At 36.4% G+C, this 24,376-nt stretch carries 20 protein-coding genes and 1 tRNA gene; 12 read left to right on the top strand and 9 right to left on the bottom strand.

Annotated elements, in window-relative coordinates:
* Positions 1–104 precede the first annotated feature (104 nt).
* The gene (locus ABH942_RS07630; RefSeq protein ID WP_370030719.1) at positions 105–638 is read right to left on the bottom strand and encodes a hypothetical protein; all 534 of its coding nucleotides are present in this window, start codon (positions 636–638) and stop codon (positions 105–107) included.
* A 114-nt stretch (positions 639–752) separates the two neighbouring features.
* On the opposite strand from ABH942_RS07630, the gene ABH942_RS07625 reads away from it, so the two are divergent.
* Together ABH942_RS07625 and odhB are read left to right on the top strand one after the other, a co-directional pair.
* A complete protein-coding gene (locus ABH942_RS07625; protein WP_370030718.1) occupies positions 753–3,536 on the top strand; it encodes a 2-oxoglutarate dehydrogenase E1 component in 2,784 nt (927 codons plus the stop codon).
* An 89-nt stretch (positions 3,537–3,625) separates the two neighbouring features.
* Positions 3,626–4,864 carry a 2-oxoglutarate dehydrogenase complex dihydrolipoyllysine-residue succinyltransferase gene (gene odhB / locus ABH942_RS07620; RefSeq protein WP_370030715.1) on the top strand — a complete coding sequence of 413 codons (1,239 nt, stop codon included), beginning with the start codon at positions 3,626–3,628 and terminating at the stop codon, positions 4,862–4,864.
* A gap of 66 nt (positions 4,865–4,930) precedes the next feature.
* Here odhB and ABH942_RS07615 read toward each other — a convergent pair whose 3' ends face one another.
* On the bottom strand, positions 4,931–5,371 hold the full coding sequence (locus ABH942_RS07615; protein WP_370030713.1) for a retropepsin-like aspartic protease: 441 nt from the start codon (positions 5,369–5,371) through the stop codon (positions 4,931–4,933).
* Between the two features lie 123 nt (positions 5,372–5,494).
* Here ABH942_RS07615 and ABH942_RS07610 point away from each other — a divergent pair, with 123 nt between their 5' ends.
* From ABH942_RS07610 to ABH942_RS07590, 5 genes are all read left to right on the top strand, one after another.
* Entirely contained in the window at positions 5,495–6,262 is a 768-nt protein-coding gene (locus ABH942_RS07610; RefSeq protein WP_370030711.1) for a TatD family hydrolase, read from the top strand.
* A gap of 65 nt (positions 6,263–6,327) precedes the next feature.
* The gene (locus ABH942_RS07605) at positions 6,328–7,464 is read left to right on the top strand and encodes a 1-acyl-sn-glycerol-3-phosphate acyltransferase (RefSeq protein ID WP_370030709.1); all 1,137 of its coding nucleotides are present in this window, start codon (positions 6,328–6,330) and stop codon (positions 7,462–7,464) included.
* Positions 7,454–8,482, top strand: a complete 1,029-nt coding sequence (locus tag ABH942_RS07600) for an asparaginase (RefSeq protein WP_370030707.1) — start codon at positions 7,454–7,456, stop codon at positions 8,480–8,482. The genes ABH942_RS07605 and ABH942_RS07600 overlap by 11 nt, the downstream gene beginning before the upstream one ends.
* A 62-nt stretch (positions 8,483–8,544) precedes the next feature.
* Positions 8,545–8,631: transfer RNA gene (locus tag ABH942_RS07595), tRNA-Ser, on the top strand.
* Positions 8,632–8,810: 179 nt separating this feature from the next.
* On the top strand, positions 8,811–9,236 hold the full coding sequence (locus tag ABH942_RS07590; RefSeq protein WP_370030705.1) for a lipocalin family protein: 426 nt from the start codon (positions 8,811–8,813) through the stop codon (positions 9,234–9,236).
* A 264-nt stretch (positions 9,237–9,500) separates the two neighbouring features.
* On the opposite strand, the gene ABH942_RS07585 is transcribed toward ABH942_RS07590, so the two are convergent.
* Both ABH942_RS07585 and ABH942_RS07580 read right to left on the bottom strand, forming a co-directional pair.
* Entirely contained in the window at positions 9,501–10,166 is a 666-nt protein-coding gene (locus ABH942_RS07585) for a hypothetical protein (protein ID WP_370030703.1), read from the bottom strand.
* A 187-nt stretch (positions 10,167–10,353) separates the two neighbouring features.
* Positions 10,354–10,887 carry a hypothetical protein gene (locus ABH942_RS07580; protein ID WP_370030701.1) on the bottom strand — a complete coding sequence of 178 codons (534 nt, stop codon included), beginning with the start codon at positions 10,885–10,887 and terminating at the stop codon, positions 10,354–10,356.
* A gap of 195 nt (positions 10,888–11,082) precedes the next feature.
* Here ABH942_RS07580 and ABH942_RS07575 point away from each other — a divergent pair, with 195 nt between their 5' ends.
* Both ABH942_RS07575 and ABH942_RS07570 read left to right on the top strand, forming a co-directional pair.
* On the top strand, positions 11,083–12,399 hold the full coding sequence (locus tag ABH942_RS07575; RefSeq protein ID WP_370030699.1) for a DUF389 domain-containing protein: 1,317 nt from the start codon (positions 11,083–11,085) through the stop codon (positions 12,397–12,399).
* Positions 12,400–12,579: 180 nt separating this feature from the next.
* Positions 12,580–13,404, top strand: coding sequence for a porin family protein (locus ABH942_RS07570; protein ID WP_370030698.1), 825 nt, complete (start codon positions 12,580–12,582; stop codon positions 13,402–13,404).
* Here the strand turns inward: ABH942_RS07570 and ABH942_RS07565 are convergent.
* The 3 genes from ABH942_RS07565 to asnS form a co-directional block, all read right to left on the bottom strand.
* Complete coding sequence (locus tag ABH942_RS07565; protein WP_370030696.1) at positions 13,399–14,004, bottom strand: hypothetical protein; 606 nt, start codon at positions 14,002–14,004, stop codon at positions 13,399–13,401. The two genes, ABH942_RS07570 and ABH942_RS07565, sit on opposite strands and share 6 nt — an antisense overlap.
* A gap of 3 nt (positions 14,005–14,007) precedes the next feature.
* On the bottom strand, positions 14,008–15,474 hold the full coding sequence (gene rpoN, locus ABH942_RS07560; protein WP_370030694.1) for an RNA polymerase factor sigma-54: 1,467 nt from the start codon (positions 15,472–15,474) through the stop codon (positions 14,008–14,010).
* 113 nt (positions 15,475–15,587) lie between these two features.
* On the bottom strand, positions 15,588–17,021 hold the full coding sequence (asnS, locus tag ABH942_RS07555; protein WP_370030692.1) for an asparagine--tRNA ligase: 1,434 nt from the start codon (positions 17,019–17,021) through the stop codon (positions 15,588–15,590).
* Between the two features lie 165 nt (positions 17,022–17,186).
* Between asnS and ABH942_RS07550 the strand changes: the two genes are divergently transcribed.
* The 3 genes from ABH942_RS07550 to ABH942_RS07540 all read left to right on the top strand — a co-directional run bounded on the left by ABH942_RS07550 (position 17,187) and on the right by ABH942_RS07540 (position 21,024).
* Entirely contained in the window at positions 17,187–17,960 is a 774-nt protein-coding gene (locus ABH942_RS07550; RefSeq protein WP_370030690.1) for a sensor histidine kinase, read from the top strand.
* Entirely contained in the window at positions 17,923–18,642 is a 720-nt protein-coding gene (locus ABH942_RS07545) for a LytR/AlgR family response regulator transcription factor (protein WP_370030688.1), read from the top strand. Before ABH942_RS07550 ends, ABH942_RS07545 begins: the two co-directional genes overlap by 38 nt.
* Before the next feature lie 111 nt (positions 18,643–18,753).
* A complete protein-coding gene (locus tag ABH942_RS07540) occupies positions 18,754–21,024 on the top strand; it encodes a cation:proton antiporter (RefSeq protein WP_370030686.1) in 2,271 nt (756 codons plus the stop codon).
* 114 nt (positions 21,025–21,138) lie between these two features.
* Here ABH942_RS07540 and ABH942_RS07535 read toward each other — a convergent pair whose 3' ends face one another.
* On the bottom strand, positions 21,139–23,637 hold the full coding sequence (locus ABH942_RS07535; RefSeq protein ID WP_370030684.1) for a DUF5686 family protein: 2,499 nt from the start codon (positions 23,635–23,637) through the stop codon (positions 21,139–21,141).
* 126 nt (positions 23,638–23,763) lie between these two features.
* A complete protein-coding gene (frr, locus tag ABH942_RS07530; RefSeq protein WP_370030682.1) occupies positions 23,764–24,327 on the bottom strand; it encodes a ribosome recycling factor in 564 nt (187 codons plus the stop codon).
* Positions 24,328–24,376: the final 49 nt, after the last annotated feature.

Below are 24,376 nucleotides of genomic sequence, written 5' to 3'. Positions count from 1 at the left end.
GCGACAGAATTTAGAAGCTAATCCTAAATAAAAACACACAAAAAGTTACTTTCAATAAGGTTTACTTTTATACTCAAGATACACGACCTTAGCAGCTTAGTACCTTAAAAATAAATCCTCACAAACGGCATCAAAGCATCATTGTAAACATTTTTGTCGCTGTCGAACAGGACATTATATCGTACGCCAACTGTAACATTATCCATGCGATAACCGGCTCCAAGGAAAAGTGCTGTGTTCCAAAAATTATCAGAACCGCCTCCAACTTTATCATCATAATCCAGGTTAACTCTTAACTGTTCCAATTCTGCAGAAAGTTGGATTTCAGGAATCGGATTTGCTAACAGGATAAGGCTTGGGCCATAGATATAGGACTCGTAAAAATCTTTATCCCTTACATAACTCACCTGTAAGGCCAAGCCGGCTGAAAAATATTGATTGAAGTCATATATTGCGCTTGGAGCTACTGAAATATTTGTGTAGCCCGAACCGAAACCAAGTCCTAATCCACCGCCAAAACGTATCCTGCTTTGGAAATCATTGTTCGTATTTTGCTGTGCTGTAGCATTTGATGAAACAGCTAAGAAAATAACTGCCATCAAGGTTTTTGTTATATGGTTAAGATTAAGTATTTTCATGGCCAAATTTTAAGTTAAGTTTAAGACATAAAAGTATGAAATATTTATTAGATTGTTCTAATTGTCGTACTTTTGCAAAAATATTTTTAACAAATTAGGACATTCAATTAAATTATGGATAGGTTTTCCTTTTTAAACGCGGCACATACTGAATTTTTTGCTCAATTATACGATGAATATCTTGAAAATCCGGATAGCGTAGAGCCAAGCTGGAGAAGTTTCTTTCAGGGCTTTGATTTCGGGATGCAGACTTATAATGAAGAACACGAGGCTCCGGCACAGCAGCTTGCAAATTATGCAACATCAAGCAATGTCGATGTAAGCCAGATTTCAGAAAAACTACAAAAAGAATTTAATGTGCTGAAGTTGATCGATGCATATAGAACGCGCGGTCACTTGTTTACGAAAACCAATCCGGTACGAGAAAGAAGAATTTTCAGCCCAAACCTGGATCTTGAAAACTTCGGACTTTCACAAGCCGATTTAAATACTGTTTTTGATGCAGCGAAAGCCATCAAAATTGCACCATGCTCTTTGCAGGAAATCATTGGTCACTTAGACAAAATCTACTGCCAACATATTGGTGTAGAATATATGTATATCCGTAAGCCGGAAGTTATCCAATGGATTCAGGATAGAATCGGATACAATGACAATCATCCTAGATTTTCTGATGACCAAAAGAAAAATATTCTTAATAAATTAAATGAAGCAGTTTCTTTTGAAAACTTCCTTCATACTAAATACGTTGGACAAAAACGTTTCTCTCTTGAAGGAGGTGAAACATTAATTCCTGCTCTTGATGCTTTGATTGAAGCAGCTGCAGAAAAAGGTGTAGAGCAATTTGTTATGGGAATGGCACACAGAGGCCGTTTGAATGTTTTGGCAAACGTTTTTGGAAAAAACACACAAGATATCTTCTCTGAATTTGACGGAAAAGATTATGACGATGACGCACTTTTCGATGGTGACGTAAAATACCACTTAGGATTGACCGCTGATAAAAAGACTAAATCAGGGAAAAATATCAACATCAATTTAGCGCCAAACCCTTCGCACTTGGAGACAGTTGGAGCTGTAATTGAAGGAATCACAAGAGCAAAACAAGATCGCCATTTTGCGGATGATTTCTCAAAAGTACTGCCAATTGCACTTCACGGAGACGCGGCTATTGCTGGGCAAGGAATTGTTTATGAAATCGTTCAGATGGCACAATTGGATGGATATAAGACAGGAGGGACAATTCACTTGGTAATCAATAACCAGGTTGGATTTACAACCAACTATCTGGATGCCCGTTCTTCTACGTATTGTACAGATGTTGCAAAAGTGACGCTTTCGCCAGTTTTACACGTAAATGCGGATGATGCAGAAGCAGTTGTTCACGCCATGCTTTTTGCTCTGGATTACAGAATGCAGTTTGGAAGCGATGTTTTCATCGACTTGCTAGGATATAGAAAATATGGGCATAATGAAGGTGACGAACCTCGTTTTACCCAACCAAAATTATACAAGCTTATTGCTAAGCATCAAAACCCAAGAGATATCTATGCTGAAAGATTGATAGCAGAAGGTGTGATTGATGATAAGTATGTTGGCAAGCTGGAAAAAGAATACAAAGCGATGTTGGATGAAAATCTGGAAGCATCGCGTAAAAAAGACCTGACAATTATTACTCCGTTCATGCAAAACGAATGGAACGGTTTTGTTCAGGCAGATGAAAAAGAAATGCTTCAGAAAGTCGATACGACTTTCTCAAAAGAAACATTGGGAGAAATTGCGCAGACAATTACGACATTGCCAAGCGATAAGAAATTTATCAGCAAGATTCAGAAGCTAATCAATGACAGAAAAGTCATGTATGAAACAAACAAGTTGGATTGGGCAATGGCTGAATTATTGGCATATGGCTCTTTGACGACTGAAGGTTATGATGTTCGTATTTCTGGACAAGATGTGGAAAGAGGAACATTCTCTCACCGTCATGCAGTTGTGAAAGTTGAAGATTCTGAAGAAGAAGTAATCTTGTTGCAGCATTTGAAAAACCAAAAAGGTAAATTCCATATCTATAACTCACTTTTGTCTGAGTATGGTGTGGTTGGTTTTGATTACGGATATGCTTTGGCAAGCCCAAAAACATTAACGATTTGGGAAGCTCAGTTTGGAGATTTCTCTAACGGTGCCCAAATTATGATTGACCAATATATTTCTGCTGCAGAAGATAAATGGAACAACCAAAACGGACTTGTAATGTTGCTTCCGCACGGTTATGAAGGGCAGGGGGCTGAGCACTCTTCTGCAAGAATGGAAAGATACTTGCAGCTTTGTGCTAACCACAATATGTTTGTGGCTGACTGTACGACTCCGGCAAACTTCTTCCACTTGTTGAGAAGACAGATGAAAACGGCCTTCAGAAAGCCATTGATTGTGTTTACTCCAAAAAGTTTATTGCGTCATCCTGCCGTAGTTTCTACTGTAGATGAATTTGCAAACGGAAGTTTCCAGGAAGTTTTAGACGATCCAATTGCAAATGCTAAAGATATTAAGACATTAGTATTCTGTACCGGAAAATTCTATTATGATTTGGTTGCGGAAAGAGAAGCAAACGGAAGAAAAGATGTAGCTTTTGTAAGAATCGAACAGCTTTTCCCATTGCCAGTTGAACAATTGAAAGCCATTATTGAAAAATATCCAAATGTTGACGACTATGTTTGGGCACAAGAAGAACCTAAAAATATGGGTGCTTACGGGTATATGCTGATGAATTTTGATTTAGTGAAATTGAGAGTGGCTTCTTTAAAAGCGTATAGTGCGCCTGCTGCAGGAAGCTATGCGCGTTCTAAAAAGCGTCATGCAGCTGCAATAGCGATGGTTTTTGATAAAAATCTTTTCAGCTAATTAAGATTTTGATGCCTATCAAGGCTAAAAAACGTAATTTTGAAATAATAAGTAGTATACAAATAACAACACCATAAAATTATATACAGATGATTTTAGAAATGAAAGTTCCTTCACCGGGGGAATCAATCACCGAAGTTGAAATCGCAACTTGGTTAGTAAAAGACGGAGATTACGTAGAAAAAGATCAAGCGATTGCTGAAGTAGATTCAGATAAAGCAACTTTGGAATTACCGGCTGAAGCTAGCGGAATTATCACGCTAAAAGCTGAAGAAGGTGATGCTGTAGCTGTTGGTCAGGTAGTTTGCTTGATTGATACAAGTGCTGCTAAACCTGAAGGAAGCGCTCCGGCAAAAGAAGAAAAGAAAGAGGAAGCTCCAAAAGCTGAAGTTAAAAAAGAAGAGCCTAAAGCAGAAGCAAAACCAGCACCTGCTGCAGAAAAAACGTATGCTACAGGAACTCCTTCACCAGCTGCGAGAAAAATCTTGGATGAAAAAAATATCGAACCATCATCTGTTGAAGGAACCGGAAAAGGCGGAAGAATCACTAAAGACGATGCTGTAAATGCAAAACCTTCTATGGGAACTCCAACAGGAGGAAACCGCGGTTCTGAAAGAACAAAATTATCAATGCTTCGCAGAAAAGTTGCAGAGCGTTTGGTTGCAGCCAAAAATGAAACGGCTATGCTTACGACTTTTAACGAAGTAAACATGACGCCAATCAATTTGGTTCGTAATGAATATAAAGATGCCTTCAAGGCAAAACACGGCGGGTTAGGTTTGGGCTATATGTCATTCTTTACAAAAGCAGTGACAAGAGCTTTACAACTTTATCCGGATGTAAACTCAATGATTGACGGACAAGAAAAAATTTCATACGATTTCTGCGATATTTCAGTAGCAGTTTCAGGGCCAAAAGGACTTATGGTTCCTGTGGTTAGAAATGCTGAAAACCTGACTTTCCGCGGTATCGAGTCTGAAATCAAAAGATTGGCGATAAGAGCTCGTGACGGACAAATTACTGTAGACGATATGACCGGAGGAACTTTTACAATCTCTAACGGAGGTGTTTTTGGAAGTATGCTTTCAACACCAATCATCAACCCTCCACAATCTGGAATCTTAGGAATGCACAACATTATTGAGCGTCCGATTGCCGTAAACGGTAAAGTGGAAATCCACCCGATGATGTATGTAGCGCTTTCTTATGACCACAGAATTATTGATGGACGTGAGTCAGTTGGTTTCTTGGTTGCAGTAAAAGAAGGTTTGGAGAATCCGGTAGAATTATTGATGGATAACAATCCTAAAAAAGCCTTGGAACTATAATTTCAGGCTTTAGAATATAAAAAAATCCCGTTCGAAAGAACGGGATTTTTTATTTATCGGATTTATTTATTGTTTTAAATAAAAATACTCTCCATTATAATCGATAATTCCGTGGCCTTTCATCAAAATGTCAGCGCCAATAATTCCGTGAACAGGCTTTGCCTTGTATTGTTCTAAAGCCAGGTTGACATGCGACATATTAAAGATAACCAATGAAAAATCATCGGTTTTCCAACGTCCCAATTGGAGCGTATTATTGGTCGACATTTGAGTTTCCATTCCCACAGCTCCGGCTCCGGCAGCTTTTGTAGAAGATTCTTCAGCAAATAGCCTAAAATGCTCAATATCGCCAAAGTCAACGCAACTATTGGAAGCCCCAGTGTCTAATATGAAATTACCGCTAATGCCATTAATTTTTGCCTTAATGACAAGATGGTTTGTCTTTGAGATTTTTAACTTGATTTTTTTGTAACCTTTCTTTTTTAAGGCGTCGAAAATAGTATCCATTTGTAAGCTATGAGTAAATCAAAAATAACGATTTACGAACAAACCCATCTCATCTAAAACATAATATTTTGCTAAGATTTTCTTGATTTTGGGATTTGCTCGTATTGTTCCTATTTTTGCAACATGATTTTAATAGATACACATTCGCATATTTATAGCGAAGAATTTGACCAGGACAGGAATGAAATGATGCAGCGTGCTTTTGACGCCGGTGTTCAAAGAATTTTTGTACCGTCAATCGATTCCGGTTATACCCAAAAAATGTATGATTTGGAAAAGCAATATCCGGAAAATGTATTTCTGATGATGGGTCTGCATCCTACCTATGTCAAAGAAAACTATGAAGAAGAATTGGCTTTTGTGGAATCTGAATTGTCTAAAAGAAAGTTCTACGCTGTTGGCGAAATAGGAATTGATCTTTTTTGGGATAAAACCCGATTGGAAGAACAGAAAATTGCCTTTAAAAGACAGATACAGCTTGCAAAAAAATACAGCCTTCCTATAAATATCCATTGCAGAGATGCCTTTGATGAGGTTTTTGAAGTTCTTGAATCAGAAAAAGACGAAAAACTATTCGGGATTTTCCATTGCTTTACGGGTGATTATGGACAGGCGCTACGGGCAATCTCATGTAATATGAAACTGGGGATTGGCGGTGTTGCGACTTTCAAGAATGGCAAAATAGACCAGTTCCTGAATCAGATTGATCTGAAACACATCGTTTTGGAAACCGATTCTCCTTATCTGGCTCCGGTGCCTTTTAGAGGCAAGCGAAATGAAAGTAGCTATACAAAGCTGGTGGCAGAAAAACTAGCCTTGATATATGGAGTTTCTCTTGAAGAGATTGCTAAAATCACGACTGAAAATGCCAAAGAGGTTTTCGGTATTTAACAAAGAAAACACATCAAATTCATAAAATTTTTGTTCATTTGTAGATTGTTAAAAAAACGTAAGTAATGTCAAAATTCGATAAGATTCGACCGTTTTATGATAGCGAAGTAAACGAAGCCTTATGCAAAGTTGCCGATCATCCGATGATGAAAGCCATGATGAGCTTCACGTATCCGGATGTCGAAGAAAAAGATTGGATAGAGCAGTTAAAAAGGACGCATTCCATTAGAGATTTCCAATGCAATTTTATCTATCATGCCGTCATGAAGGTGCTCGAAAAAAGTTCGGACGGATTGACTACTTCTGGTTTTGAAAAATTAGAAAAACATACGCCTTATCTTTTTATTTCCAATCACAGGGATATCATTTTAGATACATCGCTGCTAAATACCTGTCTTTTTGACCACGGTTTGGTAATGACAGCTTCGGCAATTGGCGATAATTTAGTACGTAAAACGTTCCTGCATATTTTATCTAAACTGAATCGGAATTTTCTGGTTCAGAGAGGCCTGTCGCCTAGAGAGCTGCTTCAAAGCTCAAAATTGATGTCAGAATATATCTGCCAGCTTATTCTAAGAGAAAACCGTTCTGTTTGGATTGCCCAACGTGAAGGAAGAACAAAAGACGGTAATGATGCAACACATCCGGGAGTATTGAAAATGCTTTCGATGGGTTCTGACGAAGACAACCTGATGGACTATTTTAAGAAATTAAAAATTGTTCCGGTATCTATTTCCTATGAATACGACCCTACAGATGCGCTAAAAATGCCACAACTAATGGCAGAAGCAAATGATGAGGTTTATATAAAAGAAAAAAATGAAGATTTCATGACGCTCCTAAGCGGAATTATGGGACAGAAAAAAAGAATCCATATTCATGTTGGAGATGTTTTAGAAGCTGAATTGGATGAAATCGCTTCGAAATTCGACAATTCAAATAGACAGATTCAGGCTTTGGCTCAGACTATAGATGATGCTGTGCTGGCGAACTACAAGTTATGGCCAACCAATTATATTGCCTACGATTTGCTGAATAATACTGATAAATATTCTCACCTGTATACCGAAAAAGAAAAATCGCTTTTTGAAAGAAGATTGGAAATAAGAATTGATGAAAGTAATCCAGTAGAACTGCAAGGATTCCTGGCGATGTATGCCAATCCGGTAGTCAATAAATCAAAATATGAGAATGCTGTCTAAAGCAAAAATACTTTTGGTTTATACCGGCGGAACTATCGGTATGGTGAAAGACTTTGAGACGGGTGCTTTAAAAGCGTTCAACTTTAGCAAATTGCTCCAAAGAATACCTGAATTAAAGCAACTAGATTGTGAGATTGAAACGGTTTCTTTTGATACTCCCATAGATTCTTCTAACATGAATCCTGATAAATGGGTTAGGATTGCAACGATCATCGAAGAAAATTACACTGCTTTTGACGGTTTTGTCGTGCTTCACGGTTCAGATACGATGTCGTATTCAGCTTCCGCTTTAAGCTTTATGCTGGAAAATCTCGCCAAGCCAGTCGTGTTTACGGGTTCTCAATTGCCAATAGGTGATCTGAGGACAGATGCCAAAGAAAATCTGATTACAGCAATTCAAATTGCTTCATTGCAACATAAAAATAAACCGGTTATTAACGAAGTATGCCTTTATTTTGAATACAAGCTATACAGAGGAAATCGTACTACAAAAATAAACGCAGAGCATTTTAATGCTTTTATGTCGCCTAATTATCCGCCATTGGCAGAATCGGGTGTACATTTAAAAGTAAACAATGACTTGCTGTTGCCAAAATCCGGAAACAAAAAACTCCAGGTACATAAAGAACTCGACAACAATGTGGCTGTCGTAAAAATGTTTCCTGGAATTAGCGAAAATGTATTGACTGCTATTTTTAATATTCCCAACCTGAAAGGTGTTGTTATAGAGACCTATGGTGCCGGAAATGCGCCAACAGATGAGTGGTTTATTTCGTTATTAAAGAAAGCCATTAAAAACGGGCTGCATGTCATTAATGTAACACAATGTACTGCCGGAAGCGTAAGTATGGGGCATTATGAAACGAGCACATCATTGAAAAAAATAGGCGTCATATCCGGAAAAGATATTACTACAGAATCGGCAATAACAAAGCTGATGTACCTCATTGGGCAGAAAGTTTCTCCAAATGTTTTCAAGACTATTTATGAAACCGCTTTGCGAGGCGAATTGTCATAATTTTTTAGCTATAAATTTTCTTTAGTCGGAATTTTTGCAGTTCTTTGCAACCGCAAATTAATAGAGAGGTGTCCGAGTGGTTGAAGGAGCAAGCCTGGAAAGTTTGTATATGGGTAACTGTATCGTGGGTTCGAATCCCATCCTCTCTGCTAAAAAATCCAAACCCTGTGAGTCATCAGATTTACAGGGTTTTTGTTTTTATCTATTTTTAAAATTTATCATCAAATCTTTTGCTATAAGGACAAAATTGAAATATTATTAAGAAATAAAAAATAATAACTAAAATTATTAATTTTACAATCGTAAAAACAAAAAAACATTTAAAACTATGACTAAATTTAAAAAGCTTTTCCTAATTCTACCTGTAATAATCTTTAGCTTGTATTCTTGCAGTAGTGATGATTCAACTTCAGCAACTGTTACTTTAGAAGGTAAATGGCAATACACAAGAATTGGAACCTTTACTGATAATCAAGAAATACTTATGGATTACCAACACACGCCAGGTTGTAGTAAAGATTACATAGAAATACTTCCAGGAGGAATTATTAAAAATCATGAATTTAATAATCCAAATTGTCAAGAAACAATTAGTACAGGAACATGGACTAGAAGCAATAATTCTATAACGGTGAGATATCCTGATCAGCCAGCTATTCCCGGTGAAATTTTAGAACTTACAAGTACAACTCTAAAGACAAAATTTATACAGCCTGATATAACAGATATAGAAATATTAACAAGGATTCCATAAATTTTTAATTTAAAATTGATTGGGCAGCAGTCCTTGGCGCAATGGTTATTTGTCCTAAATAACATTTCAAATTTTGAAAGTCCAATTAAGAAGGAAGAGAGATCCTAAAAAGGATATTTATATAAAAACAGTATATTAACGGATTAGGTAGGGGACAAATCCTATCGTCTCTGCTCAAAAAGAAAAACCATGTAAATCAATTGATTTACATGGTTTTTCTTTTACAATAAACTGGCACAATCTAAATGCTGATGGTTGTTATTTCTATTCGCTATTTAATTCGTCTTGATTCGATTTTCTGTACGTGTCAAGTTCTTCAAATGTAAATAGGATCTGATGCGATTGAGATTTTGAATATCCTTTTGTTCTTTTACTAACTTCTATTTCATCCTCTTTATCGAGGAAAATTTCAATCTGACATTCCTTAATGTATTCAATTTCACTTTTAAAATATTTTTTCGGACTATAAATAGTATCATTTGTGTTGTAATCAACATTTCCGCAAAATTTGCATTTCCCTTCTTCTAAAGAAAAATAGCCACAGATTTTACACTCTTCAAGATTATTTTCTTTCTTTAGGGATATGCTTTTCGTTTCTTCTAAATAACAGTTTTTACATAGGATAGATGTCCATCCATTTGTATTTCTTTCTTTTCCATTTGCTCCACATTTTTCACAAGTTTTTCCAGATAAATGAGCATAGGCTTGGACTATGGTTTTTATTTTTTGTTCTAAATCTTTATTGTCTAAAACAATATAACAGCGTAAAGTGCCGTATTTTTCTTTTCCAGAAACGTCGTTATTTATATCCCAGCCTGCAATACAAAATTCAAAAAGCATTTTTTTGATTAAATCATGCCATCCTTTTCCGTTTAGTTTAAAATTTAATAAGTTTCTCTGAACGAAATAGTCAATGTCTCTGCTATACATAATCTTCCATTTTGATTGTTTAAAATAAGGGCTAACTTGTTTTATATGAATGAGAAAAACAAATAAAATTATGGGTATATATGGCTTTGATTCTATAAGAAATAATTAGAGAGCAAAAGTACAATTTTACCAATACCATGCTTTATGAAGCATAAAGCATGCAGTGATTTTGCTACTGCGGGGCATTCTAAGGGTAAACAAAATCCGGATATTTTCTGTCAAAACTCAATAATTTTTCATCGTTGTATTTTTCTAAAACATATCCAGTAAATAAATTAATTTCTCCGAAACCAAAATAGAAGTCCTCAGTTTCATAATACCTAATTTGATTGTCTTCAAAATATTGTAATATGGTTTCTGTATTACTTCCAATATTATTTAATAGCTTTTTTTTATTAATCCAAAATAATTTAAAATCAGCATAACTAGCTTCAACTTTAATTTGTGCAGTTTCAAAATCTAAATGGCATAAAATATCCTCAAATTCTTTTAAAAAATCTTTAAGCTCTTCTTCGTTATCAACTAAATATTTTGCTGTTCTTCCAAATGAAATTAATATGTTTTCATAATAGTAAGGATGTTCGTGTTCTCCTAATGAAAATATATTTGGGTAAAAGTAGAAGTATTTTTTTTCAATCATTTTTTGAGAAATAAAATTCTTTGAATTTTCATAATCTCTATCAATCATAATTGCTCCGTGAAAATAATTGTATTCCATCATCTATTTTACTTTTTTTGAGTAATACTGCCTAATAAATAAGTGTTTTTTGGTTTTTAACCAATGCTGTAAATTTCAAATTTTGAAAATTTAATCAAGAGGAGCAAAAGCCGTACCATAATTTTCACCGGTTCTTCCCTTTTTACTCTATTTTGACTTTAAAATTAAATTGAGTACCTTATGCTAAAAATAAGGGATATGAAGAATATTACGACCCTGTTTAACCTGAGTGATGGAGAAGATAATCGGGAAAAGACACTCGAAAGTATAAAGAAAAATATTTCTTTTAAAGGAGCCAATCTTTGGATTTTGGCTTGTGCCATAATCATTGCATCGGTTGGGCTGAATGTGAATTCGACCGCTGTCATAATAGGAGCCATGCTTATATCGCCTCTTATGGGACCAATTGTTGGTGCGGGTTTTGCATTGGGAATTTATGATTTTGGACTTCTAAAAAGATCGCTGAAAAACCTGTTAATCGCTACTGTGGTTAGCCTTACGGTTTCTACGCTCTATTTCTTTTTAAGTCCGTTTAAAGATGTTCAGTCAGAACTTTTGGCAAGGACGGCACCTAATATTTATGACATACTCATTGCATTTTTTGGTGGACTCGTAGGTGTTATTGCGGTAACCCGTGTCGAGAAAGGTAATCCAATACCTGGTGTTGCAATTGCAACGGCATTGATGCCGCCTCTTTGTACAGCGGGTTATGGTATAGCAACCGGACAATGGTCTTTCTTTTTAGGAGCTTTTTATCTGTATTGCATTAATTGCGTCTTTATAGGACTTGCTACCTTTTTGATTATAAAATATCTTAACTATCCTGCGGTAAAACAGGTAGATGAAAAACAACAGCGTCAGGTCAAGTATACTATTTCTTTTCTGATCGCGATTATGATTATTCCAAGCAGCTACCTTGCCTATACGCTATACAGAGAACAACAATTCAAGAAAAATGCCGATATATTTATTGAAAATAAATTCACAAACAAGGGTTATACGGTTATCTATAAAAAGACCGAATATAATTCCAGAAGAAAACAACTTGAACTGGCTTTTTTGTCTAAAAAATTTGACAAGGCTGAACTTAACGAACTTCAAAAAGAATTTGTAAAGAATAAATATTTGCAAGATGGCAAACTTCTTATTCGGCAGGACAGCACAGACAGGCTCTCGGCCCTCAAAGGTGATATACTTAACCAAATACGAAGCAGTGAAAATGAAGTGGATGGCAAGGATGCTAAAATTATGAAACTTGAAAAAGAACTCGCAGATATGCGTTTTGATAATGTCCAAATCTTAAAAGAAACCAATGCGCTTTTTCCTTCGGTTACTTCCATAGGCATTTACAAAAACAACATTGCTATTCAAAAAGACAGTATCATCCCAATAACGGCGGTTGTTTATGAAACTTCTGCAAAACTGGACAAGAAAGATAAAGAGAGGTTTAGGAAATGGCTGGAAGAAAGGCTTTCGGCGAATAATTTGAGCCTCTATAGTAAAGATGGTAATTAATTTGAGTGTATTTGCGCAACGCAATACTTTATTGAAAGTCGTATAGGTATTTAAAAAGGGAAATATAAATGGCTGTATATTGGTGGATTATATAAATGTTCAAATTCTTTTTTGCCTTCAAAAATGCTAACCTAAAAGTTGTCTTTTTTTACTACTTTTATTTGCACAACAGTCCTATCTATGAAAAAGTACTTTAGCATCCTTATATTCTTGATTTCTTTAAGCGCTTTTGCCCAGGATCCTGTGAAAGACAAGCAGATTAAAGAGGCACAGGAAAAAGAAGAACAAGAACGCATCAAGGAAGTTTTAAGCAATGATAAAACTACCGATATCCGTGTAGTGGAAGATGAAAAAAGAAAAAAAGATTCTATAAACGCTACGGTAACAGTAATCGACTCCTTATACAGGGAAGATCAGTTTTATATTGGGCTGACGTATGATTTGTTGCAGAAGAGACCAGACGGCGTAAGCCAAAACTCATTCTCCTCGGGACTTCATATCGGTTTTTTAAGAGATTTTCCGTTGAACAAAAGAAGGAATGTTGCTGTAGCAATTGGTTTAGGTTATTCGATGAATGATTACAGACAGAATATAAAAATCACTGAAGTTGATGGAAAGCCTTTTTATGAGGTAGTCAATGAAAATGAAGTAAATTTTGATAAGAATAAATTTGCACTTCATTACATAGACCTGCCAATCGAATTCAGATGGAGAACTTCAACAATCCAAAGCCACCGTTTTTGGAGAATTTATACAGGATTTAAGCTAAGTTATTTAGTGCTTAACAAATCAAAATATGTCCAGGGAAATGAGAAAATCAGGATTTTTGGCAATGACGATTTTAATAAGCTACAATACGGAGCCTATATTTCTTTCGGTTATAATACATGGAACTTCCATGCCTATTATGGCTTAAATTCACTGTTCAAATCAGAAGCAAAAATTGATGGAAAATCAATCGATATGAATACCGTGAATATTGGACTGATGTTTTATATCCTATAGCCAGAAATAAAGAAGCGCTATCTGAGGCAGTACTCCCGACAAAAAGCCCGCAATCAACTCTTTGGTGTCATGAGCCTTCATCGACAATCTTGATGTTGCCACTATTCCGTTGAGCAACACGAAAAATGCAACCAGATAAAGATGGTTGGTTTGGGTGTGTAGGCTAAATCCGATTACAAAAACAGTTATCGCGCTAATTGCAATCATGTGTATGCTTGCTTTCAGGTTGATAAAAATAAAAAGGAAAGCAAGAATCGTACTGACCAAAGCTCCAAAGAAAAAGTAATAAAGCTCAGGAATAAGCTCAATCCGGATGCTTTTCGTAATCAGGATATAAAGCAGTATCACATTTACAACCAATGGAATTCTTCGTTGTGAAATCTCCGAAAGCATAAATGAATTGGCTTTGCCCAAGGTCATCAGAAAATAAAATATCGAAACCGGAATCAGGATAGTCAGGATGATGACCTGGATTGTAACCAAAAAGATTTCCTGATAGGGATGGTATCGGTCGGTCAGGAAAAAATAGAGCAGGACTGCATATACCGAAATAAACATCGGATGGAAAACATAGGAAACTATAGAAAGCAGTTTTTTCACTAGCTATATTTTCTTCCTCATTCGTGCTACGGGAATATCCAATTGCTCTCTGTATTTTGCAATCGTCCTTCTGGCAATCGGATAACCTTTTTCTTTTAATATTTCGGCCAATTGATCGTCAGGAAGCGGTTTCTGCTTGTCTTCTTCTTCAATGACGTTCTGCAATATTTTCTTGATTTCCAATGTAGAGACATCTTCGCCCTGGTCATTTTTCATGGCTTCAGAAAAGAATTCCTTAATCAGTTTTGTGCCATAGGGAGTTTCTACATACTTGCTGTTTGCCACACGCGAAACCGTAGAAATATCAAGACCAATCATGTCTGCAATATCTTTTAGGATCATCGGTTTCAACTTGGTTTCATCACCGTCAAGGAAATATTCTTCCTGATAATGCATGATGGCATTCATCGTCACAAATAAAGTTTCCTGACGCTGACGAATAGCATCAATAAACCATTTGGCAGAATCCAATTTCTGCTTGATGAACTGCACGGCTTCTTTCTGTTGGTTTGATTTGTCACGTGATGCTTTGTATGTCTGCATCATTTCCTGATAATCTTTAGAAACGTGTAGCTCTGGAGCATTTCGTCCGTTTAAAGTCAATTCCAGTTCGCCATCAACAATACGGATAGTAAAATCAGGAACAATGTGTTCAATCATCTTATTGTTTCCGGTAAAAGCCCCGCCCGGTTTTGGGTTCAGCTTTTCTATCTCATCAATTGCTTTTTTCAGTTGGTCTTGAGAAACGCCATATTTTTGGAGCAATTTGTCGTAATGCTTTTTGGTAAAAGATTCGAACTGATTTTCCAAAATATCAATAGCCAAATCAACAGATTCGGTAGGTGTTTTATGCTTTAGTTGCAGTAAAAGACATTCTTGCAGGTCACGCGCGCCCACTCCGGAAGGCTCTAATTCGTGGATGATATGCAGGATTCTTTCCACATTTTTCTCATCGGTATAAATTCCTTGAGTAAATGCCATATCGTCAACAATATCAGGAACGCTTCTTCGAATGTAACCCATATCATCAATACTTCCCACTAAAAATTCTGCGATTTCACGCTCCTCATCATTCAGTATAAAAGTATTCAACTGATTGATAAGGTCCTGATGGAAACTCACTGGTGCTGCAAAAGGCATGCTACGGTCTTCATCATCATCGCTATAATTATTTGCCTGTAGTTTATAATCAGGCGTTTCGTCATTACTTAAATATTCATCGATATTGATGTCTTCAGCATCTATTCTGTCATTTTCGAATTCATCATAATCGTCATAATCATCATTTTCGAATTCGTCTCTTTCGTATTCATCCTCTTCTTTCCCAGCTTCCAATGCCGGATTTTCAACCATTTCTTCTTTTAATCGTTGTTCAAAAGCTTGCGTAGGCAATTGGATTAGCTTCATCAGCTGGATTTGCTGTGGAGATAATTTCTGGGACAATTTAAGTTGTAAAAACTGCTTAAGCATCTATTGAGTTATTTGGTATTTATAGTTCAAATTTAAACATTTTCAACTAAAAATGGCACACGTTAAGATAAACTTGTGCCATTTTTGGTAGGGTTGTGATATTGAGGAGATTCTTAAAATTCCGCGTTTCCAGGAGTTCTAGGAAAAGGAATTACGTCTCTGATATTTGTCATTCCGGTTACAAACAGTACTAGTCTTTCAAAACCAAGACCAAAACCGCTATGAACTGCTGTTCCAAAACGTCTGGTGTCTAAATACCACCAAAGTTCTTCTTCGTCTATGCCTAATACTTTCATTTTTTCAACCAAAACATCGTAGCGTTCTTCTCTCTGCGATCCTCCTACAATTTCTCCAATGCCTGGGAAAAGGATGTCCATTGCGCGAACTGTTTTTCCATCTTCGTTCAAGCGCATGTAAAACGCCTTGATGTTTGCTGGATAATCGTAAAGGATTACCGGACATTTGAAGTGCTTTTCAACTAAGAAACGCTCATGTTCGGATTGTAAGTCAGCTCCCCATTCCTCAATAATGTATTGGAACTTTTTCTTTTTGTTTGGAGTTGAGTTCTTTAAAATATCGATAGCTTCTGTATAAGAAACGCGTTTGAAATTGTTTTCTAAAACGAAGTTCAATTTTTCAAGCAAAGTCATTTCGCTTCTTTCTGCCTGCGGCTTTGATTTTTCTTCTTCCAATAAACGGCCTTCCAGGAATTTCAAATCATCAGCACATTTATCCATTGTGTATTTGATTACATATTGGATAAAATCTTCGGCCAAATCCATGTTGTCATCCAAATCATTGAATGCTACTTCTGGCTCAATCATCCAAAATTCCGCCAAGTGACGGGAAGTGTTGGAGTTTTCAGCTCTGAATGTAGGTCCAAAAGTATAAATCTGCCCTAAAGCCATCGCAAAAGTTTCACCTTCTAACTGTCCGGAAACGGTTAGGTTGGTATGCTTACCGAAGAAATCTTTTTTATAATCGATATGGCCTTCTTCTGTTCTTGGCAGATTGTCTAACGGCAATGAGGTCACCTGGAACATTTCACCAGCACCTTCTGCATCAGCTCCCGTAATAACCGGAGTGTTTACATATACAAATCCTTTTTCCTGGAAATATTGGTGTACGGCAAAAGACAATACCGAACGCACTCTCATAATAGCGCCAAAAGCATTGGTTCTTACACGTAAGTGAGCATTGGCACGCAAAAATTCAAGCGTATGTTTTTTAGGCTGCATCGGGAATTTTTCAGGATCAGAATCACCTAAAATTTCCAGGCTACGAACCTGAATTTCATATTTCTGACCAGCACCTTTGCTTTCTGTCAAAGAACCTTTTAAAGCTACAGCAGCACCAGTAGTGATACGTTTTAGCGTATCAGCCGGAGTATTTTCAAAATCAACCACACATTGGATATTATTTATAGTCGAGCCATCATTCAAAGCAATAAATTGATTATTTCTGAATGTTCTTACCCAGCCTTTTACATAAACTTCCTGCAATGTTTGAGCACTATTCAATAGCTCCTTAACTTTTGTGTGTTTCATTTTTAATGTTATAAAATAGTTTTGATTTATTTCTGCGAGCCAAAAGATAGGCTTTTCGCTCTGAAAAACAGAACGCAAAGATAGTAAAAAATTTAGTCCACAGATGCCTATTACGTTACCAAGTCTGTATCCCGTTTTTTTATCTAATTTTACAAAAAAATAAAAATGAAAACCAATATTTTGGTCTCAGATACGCTGTATGTCATCGGGATTGTGTTTATCATAATTCTCGTGGCTCTCGTATTTTTTCTTGTTTACAAATTAAAAAAGGCTAAAGCCCAAAGAAGAGAATTTGAAGAAAAATACAATACGCTGGAGGTGAAAGTCAATGGGCTGAAATTGGAAACTTTGGAATCGAAACTAAATCCGCATCTTTTTAAAAATATATTGAATTCGATCCAATCGCATGCTTATCAGACGTATCATGCGCTTGACAAACTGGCAAATGTCCTGGATTATATTTTGTATGAAAGCCAGAAAAAATTTGTCTCACCAAGAGAAGAAATCGAATTTGCGTTAAACCTGATTGAAATCAACAAAATTAAGGTCAGTCCGCTTTTTGAATTGAAAGTGAAAACTAAAATAAAAGAAGGTGAACTGCTTTATGAACAGCCAATTTTAGCGCCTATGATTTCTATCGATTTGATTGAAAATGCGTTTAAACATGCTGATTTAAAAAGTCCGGATGCTTTTATTTCTATCGTATTTGAATTTCGCGATAGCTGTTTTTACCTTACCGTTTCCAATAAGATATCAGACCACAGATCCTTAAAAAAAGATAACAGTGGATTAGGTTCAAATACTTTAGATCAGCGTCTTAGAATAATTTACAATAATAATTACAAGCTCGATAAATTTATCGAGGATGATGTTTATATTGCTCACCTAAAAATAGACTTACTTGAATACAAAGCTCAAATGCTTGCTGCTGGACGATGAATTGCCGGGATTGACATATCTCAAAATGCTTTGCGAACAGATTCCGGAACTGGAAGTTGTGAAAGCTTTTGACAATCCTGAAAAATTGCTTGCCGAAATGGGAAGCCTTGATTTTGACCTGTGCATCACAGATATCGAAATGCCCGGAATTGACGGCCTCAGCGTTGCCAACTTGTTGAAAGATAAGATGGTGATTTTTACGACAGCCTACAAAGAATATGCTGCCGATGCTTTTGATATAGAAGCCATCGACTATATTACCAAACCGGTAAAGAAAGAACGATTGCAGAAAGCAGTAGCTAAGGCTTTGGAAAAAATTAATAAAAAAGCGACAAACAAGAAATTTGTTCAGTTAAATACTGATAAAGGAAAAGCATTGTTGTTTTTTGACCAGATCTTATACATACAGCCTTCGGAAACAGATAGTCGTGACAAAGAAGTATTGATGAAGGATGGGAATGTGATTTTGTTGAAGAACATCACTTTTGCCAAATTGCTTTCTCATTTGCCTAAAGCCGATTTTTGCAGAATCAATAAGAAAGAAATTATTGCCATGAAGGTGGTAAAATTCTTTGCACATGACGAAATTACGGCTACAATTCTGGATAAAAACGGAAAGAATCTGGTGTTGTTTTTAAGCGATATTTACCGTTCGGACTTCCTGTGTAAAGTCAATATTTGAGTTTTATTACAAAATTTTTCCTTCTTGTTACAATAGCCCCAAAGTATTTTACAAAATCAATTTGTAAGAGATTTTCAATACAGATATTTGCAACAACAAATTACTTACCTCATGCAAAAGCACAAAAATTCAATTTTTTATGTTCTTCTGATAGCTGTTTTTTCCGCAATAATCTATTGGTTTCTGGATAAAGGAAAACATCTGGAACATGGAAGAACAATAATTGAAAAAACTTCAGATAAAACGCAGTGGGAAGAATTTATTCTTTCTATGCAGCACAGTTTGCAGCATCCCCTGGCAATTTTATTGGCCCAGATACTTACCATCATTTTAGTGGCCCGATTTTTTGGGTGGATTTGCAGAAAGATTGGACAACCATCAGTTGTTGGTGAAATTATTGCCGGTATTGTTTTAGGGCCTTCTTTGCTAGGATTGTACTTTCCGGAGTTTAAAGAAACGATTTTCCCAGTAGCTTCTCTTGGAAATTTGCAGTTCCTAAGCCAGATCGGATTGATTTTCTTCATGTTTGTTATCGGGATGGAACTGGATTTGAAAGTTCTAAGAAATAAGGCACATGATGCTGTAGTAATTAGCCACGCCAGTATTATTTTCCCTTTTACGTTGGGAATCGGGTTGGCTTATTTTATGTATGACTCTTTTGCTCCTGAAGGTATCGAATTTTTGTCGTTTGCACTTTTCTGCGGTATTGCGATGAGTATCACGGCATTTCCGGTTTTGGCAAGAATCGTTCAGGAACGAGGCATCCACAAAACAAAACTGGGAAGCATCGTAATCACCTGTGCGGCTGCTGACGATATCACGGCCTGGTGTATTCTGGCTGCTGTTATTGCAATTGTAAAAGCGGGATCTTTTGTGAGTTCCTTGTATATTATTGCGATGGCTGTTGCTTATGTTTTTCTGATGATTATAGTAGTAAAACCATTCTTAAAAAGAGTAGGTGACCTGTATTCTTCCAGAAAGACATTAAGTAAACCGGTAGTTGCGATTTTCTTTTTGACTTTGATTATCTCGGCTTATGTGACAGAAGTTATCGGAATCCATGCATTGTTTGGAGCTTTTATGGCAGGTGTAATCATGCCGGAAAGTGCCAAATTCAGAAGCATCTTTATCGAAAAAGTAGAAGATGTCGCCTTGATTGTATTACTTCCGTTATTCTTCGTATTTACGGGATTAAGAACAGAAATCGGTCTTTTGGATGATCCGTATTTATGGAAAATTACAGGACTGATTATAGCTGTGGCGGTAGCCGGAAAATTTTTGGGAAGTACGTTGGCTGCAAAATTTGTGGGACAAAACTGGAGAGACAGTTTATATATAGGTGCACTGATGAATACCCGAGGATTAATGGAATTAATCGTTCTTAACATCGGTTATGAACTAGGCGTACTTTCTCCTATGATTTTTACGATGATGGTAATCATGGCCTTGGTAACGACTTTTATGACAGGCCCGGCCTTAGATTTGATTAACTTTATTTTCAAGACTAAAAACTCAATTATTCCGGAAACGATAAGCAACAAGATAAAATATAAGATATTGCTTTCTTTTGCTATTCCGGATAGAGGAATCTCTTTATTGAAAGTTGCCAACAGTTTGGTAAGAAAACAAAATGGCAATGCGATAGTTACGGCAATGCACTTGTCTTCCAGTAACGAATTGCACGGATTTGACGCCAGCCATTATGAGCAGGAAGTTTTCAAACCAATTGTAAATGAAGCAGAAAATCTGGATCAAAAAATCATTACACTTTTTAAAGCATCGGTAGATATTGATTCGGATATAACCGAGATTGCAAACCAGGGCGAATTTGACCTGCTGTTAATAGGTTTGGGACAGTCTATTTTTGAAGGAACCTTGTTGGGAAGAGTATTGGGATATACCACAAGAATCATAAACCCAGACAGGCTTATTGATAAATTTACCGGAAAAGAAGGATTGTTTGAAAATTCTCCTTTTGATGAGAGAACACGCCATATTATTGCTTATAGTAAGATGCCGGTTGGTATTCTGGTTGATAAAAATTTAGATGAAATCGATCAGGTTTTTATGCCGCTTTTTTCTGTAGAAGACAGATTCCTGATTGAATATGCGCAAAAATTGATTCACAATAACGGTTCGCAGGTAACAGTATTGGATCCGACAGGAGAAATAAAAAACAATTCAGAAATAAAGGAGAGCATACGTGCTATAGAGCAAATTGCTCCGAACCATATCACCATGTCAGGTGAAAAAACCATGACAAAAGAATTTTTAGAGAAACAAGACCTGATGATTATTAGTCTTGACAGTTGGAAAAAACTGGTTGACTCTCAGAGTGTTTGGTTAAATAATACACCTTCTGTGTTAATTATTAAGCCATAAAAGTTTTAAAGTTTTATTTTTGCGTTTGGATTATACTTATAAAGATTACGTTATTATTAATTCTAAAAACCTGCTATGTTTATTCATAGCAGGTTTTATATTTTAAAACGGTCTTTAAAGTCCCAGATTCAATATTACGGTAAGTTTGATAGAAAGGTTGTCTTCAAATTTTGCCAACTGGTTAGGCCCATATCTGTAAAATCCGGACAAACCAAATGCTTTATAAATCTGGTTTAGTTCTATCCCCGATTCAAAATATCCGTCGCGTAAAGTTTTGTAGTTAAGTCCGATGTGTTGCTCCGGTTTTTCCATATCTCCCCAGGCCATTCGGGAAACCAGTACCAACGAAGGTTTGATACCTTTAAAAACGGTTACTCTTTTAAAGCCATGCTTTAATTGGAACATCACATATTTGCTGGAGAAAAACTCATTAAAATACATGGTCTCAAAACTGTTTTTTCCGGCAATCGTAATTCTCTCAATCAGATTTTCCTTTGTAAGGCTGTTCGGAGAAGTGTTATAAAGATGCGAAATAGGAACGTCGCCTATCGCATAGCCTGCTTCCATTAACAATGCTGTTCTTTGGCCGTTTAGGTAGCGCTTTTCATATTCTGCCCTTAAATCAATTTTAGAGAAACCAAAATCGTTCTCAAAAACTTTTGGCAAGGATTGCGTAAACTGGAATGTGAATTTTGGATAGCGCTTTTCAATCTCTAATTTTCCGGTAGGAGTCTGCATATAATCACTAAACGGATTCCATTGCAAGGAAACCATTGCGGTTGTCAGATCGTAGTTTGTATAGGATTTGCCATCAACCGTGTAGATATAATTGAACTTTGGCTCAATCCTACTGTGGGTAAGCTGCCAGATGCTTTCTGTTTTAGGAAGGATTTTCGTTTCAATATAAGTTCGCCATGTCTTATGGTTATAGAAGGTACTCAAGTTGATTGGCCGCGGATCATAAATTTTAAAAACCCTTTTGTCAATGGCAAAGGAAGTACTCGCAATCTCTCGTACATCATCCGTATAGCCTCCGCCAATCCAGGAATTTGAAAAAATACCAACACGCACCGCACCGCCAATACTGTATTTGAAATCGCCATCTTTGGTTCCGTAAGCCGTATAGCCGTCCAAACGGTATTTATTGGAAAACTTTTCATTTGTAATGCCTCCCAAACCTACTCGGAAACCTTCGTAATTATTATAGCTTAATAGATATCGCAGATCCATATCTACTGGTCCAATAGGTACATAGCCATTAAGTATTTTTCTTCCCAGACGTAGCTTTTTTTCAAGTCGTTCTTTTTGGGCAATACTGTCTAAAGCAAAATAAGTTCTTTCGCTACGGACATCCAGACTATCTTTTCGATAACTGTTCCAAAAATTGTCGTCTTTTTTGATAGCATCGTCCTTAATTTCGATTGCAATAGCAGCATGTCTTATTTTTACAGGAGCATTAAGTTCCCTTTCAAAGTTGTATGATTTCGAAAGGAGGTAGGTAAAATCGGAAGCATCTTTTTTTCGATGCGTGTTGTTATTGTCGAAATCACCTTCAAATTTGATGGTACCGCCTAAGATTCGAATGTCATCGTCATTTTTTCCTTTGACAATTTTAAATTCTTTTTGCGTCGGAAACCAGATGTCCTGGCCTTCAAGATATTCAAATTCGTGTGTAGCAGAAATGTCCAAAACACCTCGGATTCGCATAATAGCTTTTGCGATGGCATAATTTTCCTTGTCGATATAAACAACACCTTCCAATCCCGAAGATTTTCGTTTTTTCTTGGGTTTGAAATAAATCATATACGTTTCCCGATTGTCGAGTTTTACCGTATCTAATATCCGGAAACGGTAATCTTTAAAAGCATCGGGTGCTATAGGGCTGTTGTATTTTGTTTCAAAAAGTTCATATTTAGAATCGTATACTGAAAAAGACTGCAAGTTAAAAGCAATAATCTCGTAGATGGGATTTTTAAATCCGGCCATTTTTGTGCCCAGAATTGTCTCCTTCAGTTTTTTGCCGTTGAATTGGAACTGCGATACTTTTTCCGTCTGGAACAAATGCTGGCGGTCGATTATTTTCTTGAATTTATAACTTGCAGAATCGACATTCTTGAATTCTTTTCCTGAATAGCGTTCTACAAATACAGAATCAATGCTCCCGTCAATTGAGTCAGGATTCGCTGAAACAATCAGTTTGTTATAAGACTTGAATTGGAAACTCAGCAGTTTTTGTTGAGGATCGTTCTTTTTTTTGTTTTTGATGGCTTTCCTTATGATGTCATTAGCCGGATTTTCATCTGAAGTAAGCAGTATTTCATTTAAGTTTTCTGCTTTTGGCGTCAACAGTACATCATAATATTTTTTATGCCCATCAACAGCTATGGTTTTTTGACTATAACCGATATAGGATATGGTAAAAGAATTTGTCTGGTTCTCGTTCTGGAACAGGAATTTTCCGTCTACATCTGTCACTGTTGAAATAGTGTTGCCGGATATAGTAGCAAAAGGGAGCGGATTTTTTGTGTTTTCATCCCGCACGATTCCAGAAATCTGAAATTGTGCCTGTACCGAAACCGAAAGAAGAAAAAATAAAAACGTCAGGTGCTTCATAAAGTTATGTAACAGACGAATAGATGGTAGTTTTGTTACACTATGCAAAAGTAATCGACTTCCATAAAAAAATCCACTATTTAAGTGGATTTTAATATTTAGTAATACAAATAGGGTTATATTGTATTAAACTTTCATGATTTCAGCTTCTTTAGCAGCCAAAAGATCGTCTATTTTTTTGATAAAAGAATTAGTCAGGTTTTGAACTTCATCTTCAGCACTTTTGCAAATGTCTTCTGAAGTTCCTTCTTTTTCTAATTTTTTAATATCAGTATTGGCATCTTTACGGACATTTCTGATTCCGATTTTAGCATCTTCCGCTTCTGATTTAGCCTGTTTAACCAAGTCACGGCGACGCTCTTCAGTTAATGGCGGTACGCTGATGATGATTACATCACCATTGTTCATTGGGTTAAATCCGATATTTGCTATCTGGATAGCTTTTTCAATCGGTTGAAGCATACTTTTTTCGTAAGGCTGAATGGTAATAGTCCTTGCATCTGGCACGTTGATATTTGATACCTGGCCCAGTGGTGTAGCTGCACCATAATAATCAACAAATACGCTGCCTAACATGGCAGGACTTGCTTTTCCGGCACGGATATTTAAAAATTCTTTTTCAAGGTGCGCAATTGAACCTGACATCGATTCTTCAGCACTATCTAATATAAAATCAATTTCTTCAGTCATTTTATCTAGAATTTCAGATTTCAGATTCAGATTTCAGCCTTCCGACTGC

The organism is Flavobacterium sp. 28YEA47A, assembly GCF_041262125.1.
In the GTDB taxonomy this organism is placed as follows: Bacteria; Bacteroidota; Bacteroidia; order Flavobacteriales; family Flavobacteriaceae; genus Flavobacterium.
This window is presented reverse-complemented; position numbering and strand designations above follow the sequence as displayed.

Excerpts from the sequence above, each read along its gene's own strand:
- ABH942_RS07630 (WP_370030719.1), bottom strand. The coding sequence starts at position 638 with ATGAAAATACTTAATCTTAACCATATAACAAAAACCTTGATGGCAGTT.
- ABH942_RS07625 (WP_370030718.1), top strand. The coding sequence starts at position 753 with ATGGATAGGTTTTCCTTTTTAAACGCGGCACATACTGAATTTTTTGCT.
- odhB (WP_370030715.1), top strand. The coding sequence starts at position 3,626 with ATGATTTTAGAAATGAAAGTTCCTTCACCGGGGGAATCAATCACCGAA.
- ABH942_RS07615 (WP_370030713.1), bottom strand. The coding sequence starts at position 5,371 with ATGGATACTATTTTCGACGCCTTAAAAAAGAAAGGTTACAAAAAAATC.
- ABH942_RS07610 (WP_370030711.1), top strand. The coding sequence starts at position 5,495 with ATGATTTTAATAGATACACATTCGCATATTTATAGCGAAGAATTTGAC.
- ABH942_RS07605 (WP_370030709.1), top strand. The coding sequence starts at position 6,328 with ATGTCAAAATTCGATAAGATTCGACCGTTTTATGATAGCGAAGTAAAC.
- ABH942_RS07600 (WP_370030707.1), top strand. The coding sequence starts at position 7,454 with ATGCTGTCTAAAGCAAAAATACTTTTGGTTTATACCGGCGGAACTATC.
- ABH942_RS07590 (WP_370030705.1), top strand. The coding sequence starts at position 8,811 with ATGACTAAATTTAAAAAGCTTTTCCTAATTCTACCTGTAATAATCTTT.
- ABH942_RS07585 (WP_370030703.1), bottom strand. The coding sequence starts at position 10,166 with ATGTATAGCAGAGACATTGACTATTTCGTTCAGAGAAACTTATTAAAT.
- ABH942_RS07580 (WP_370030701.1), bottom strand. The coding sequence starts at position 10,887 with ATGATGGAATACAATTATTTTCACGGAGCAATTATGATTGATAGAGAT.
- ABH942_RS07575 (WP_370030699.1), top strand. The coding sequence starts at position 11,083 with ATGAAGAATATTACGACCCTGTTTAACCTGAGTGATGGAGAAGATAAT.
- ABH942_RS07570 (WP_370030698.1), top strand. The coding sequence starts at position 12,580 with ATGAAAAAGTACTTTAGCATCCTTATATTCTTGATTTCTTTAAGCGCT.
- rpoN (WP_370030694.1), bottom strand. The coding sequence starts at position 15,474 with ATGCTTAAGCAGTTTTTACAACTTAAATTGTCCCAGAAATTATCTCCA.
- asnS (WP_370030692.1), bottom strand. The coding sequence starts at position 17,021 with ATGAAACACACAAAAGTTAAGGAGCTATTGAATAGTGCTCAAACATTG.
- ABH942_RS07550 (WP_370030690.1), top strand. The coding sequence starts at position 17,187 with ATGAAAACCAATATTTTGGTCTCAGATACGCTGTATGTCATCGGGATT.
- ABH942_RS07540 (WP_370030686.1), top strand. The coding sequence starts at position 18,754 with ATGCAAAAGCACAAAAATTCAATTTTTTATGTTCTTCTGATAGCTGTT.
- ABH942_RS07535 (WP_370030684.1), bottom strand. The coding sequence starts at position 23,637 with ATGAAGCACCTGACGTTTTTATTTTTTCTTCTTTCGGTTTCGGTACAG.
- frr (WP_370030682.1), bottom strand. The coding sequence starts at position 24,327 with ATGACTGAAGAAATTGATTTTATATTAGATAGTGCTGAAGAATCGATG.